This is a genomic window from Micromonospora sp. S4605 (genome assembly GCF_003176715.1).
Taxonomy (GTDB): Bacteria; Actinomycetota; Actinomycetes; order Mycobacteriales; family Micromonosporaceae; genus Micromonospora; species Micromonospora echinaurantiaca.
This window is the reverse complement of sequence record NZ_QGSW01000484.1, coordinates 1-1,565: the sequence shown is the minus strand read 5'-3', so window position 1 is coordinate 1,565 and position 1,565 is coordinate 1. Positions and strand designations below refer to the sequence as shown.

General features: G+C 72.6%; 2 protein-coding genes. One reads left to right on the top strand and one right to left on the bottom strand.

The genetic code is table 11. The annotated features are described in order from the left end of the window. Window positions 1–18 precede the first annotated feature (18 nt). Window positions 19–1,119, bottom strand: coding sequence for a D-alanine--D-alanine ligase family protein (locus tag DLJ47_RS34845; protein WP_088995553.1), 1,101 nt, complete (start codon window positions 1,117–1,119; stop codon window positions 19–21). A 238-nt stretch (window positions 1,120–1,357) separates the two neighbouring features. Here DLJ47_RS34845 and DLJ47_RS34840 point away from each other — a divergent pair. Continuing rightward, window positions 1,358–1,565, top strand: a 208-nt coding sequence (locus DLJ47_RS34840) for a tetratricopeptide repeat protein (RefSeq protein ID WP_146228277.1), incomplete at its 3' end; no start/stop codon positions are given.

The window sequence follows — 1,565 nt, the reverse complement described above, 5'->3', positions numbered from 1 at the left end:
AGAGACAGGTGGGGAGGCTCAGTGCAGGCCGACGCCGCGGGTCAGGGCGGTACGGATCAGGCGGTCGACCAGCTTCGGGTACTCCAGGCCGGAGGCGGCCCACATCCGCGGGAACATCGACGTCGGCGTGAAGCCGGGCATCGTGTTGATCTCGTTGAGGTAGACGTCCAGCTCCGGGGTGACGAAGAAGTCGACCCGGGCCAGCCCGGCGCAGTCGAGCGCGGTGAACGCGCGCACCGCGTACTCCTGGACCTGGCGGGTCACCCGGTCCGGCAGGCCGGCCGGGATGTCGTACTCGCAGGCGTCGTCGAGGTACTTGGCCTCGAAGTCGTACCAGTCGTGGTCGGCGACCACCCGCACCTCGGCGAGCACCGACGCCTCCGGCGCCCCGCCGGCCTCGCCCTCCAGCACGCCGCACTCGATCTCGCGGCCGACGATCGCCCCCTCGACGAGCACCTTCGGGTCGATCTGCCGGGCAGTGGCGACGGCCGCGTCCAGGTCGGCCCAGTCGTCGACCTTGGTGATGCCGAACGACGACCCGGCCCGCGAGGGCTTGACGAAGACCGGCAGGCCGAGCCGCTGCTTGTCCTCCTCGCTCAGCGTCATCCCGTTGCGCAGCACCGCGTACGGGCCGACCGGGATGCCCTCGACGGCGCAGAGCTTCTTGGTGAACTCCTTGTCCATCGCGGCGGCGGAGGCGAAGACGTTCGCCCCGACGTACGGGATGCCGGCCATCTCCAGCATGCCCTGGATGGTGCCGTCCTCGCCGTACGCGCCGTGCAGCACCGGGAAGACCACGTCCACGTCGGCCAGCGCCCGCGGGCCCTCGGTCGGGTCGAGCACCATCAGCCCGTTGCCGGTCGGGTCGGCGCGCAGCACAATGTCGGCGCCGGACTCGGCGGTGATCTCCGGCAGCCGGCGCGAGTTGATCGCGAGCTGCGACGGGTCGCCGCTGGTCAGCACCCACTGCCCGGCCCGGGTGATGCCGACCGGCACCACCTCGAACTCGTCCGGGTCGAGCGCGCCGAGCACGCTGCCGGCGCTGACGCAGGAGATGCCGTGCTCCGGGCTGCGGCCGCCGAAGACGATCGCCACGCGGGTCTTGCCTGGGGTGGTCACTCCGGTCACCTCTCGGTACGCGACTGCGGGCTGGCGCTCACCCGGTTGACCTTACTGTGCGTGGCCGGGAACCGATGCCGATACCCGGGGAGATGCGGCGCGGCCGGACAACCGGTCACCGGACGCTTTACGGTGCGTAATCGGGCAACGGGGCGCCACTGTTCCGGGCGGCGCGCCCGGCGGCGCCGGGGGCGAGGGTACGCCGGCATCGCGGGACGCCCACTACGCTGCTCGTCCTATGAGCTCTGATCCCCTCATCGCCTCGCTCTCGGCGGCCCTCGACGCCCGCCCGGACGACCTGCCGCTCCGACTGCACCTCGCCGCGCTGCTGCTCGACGCCGGCCGGGCCGGCGAGGCGATCGCGCAGATCGGGCAGGCGCTGGCCCGGGATCCGGGCAACGGCGAGGCGCAGGCGCTGATGCAGCGGGCGCTGGGCGGCCCCGTAC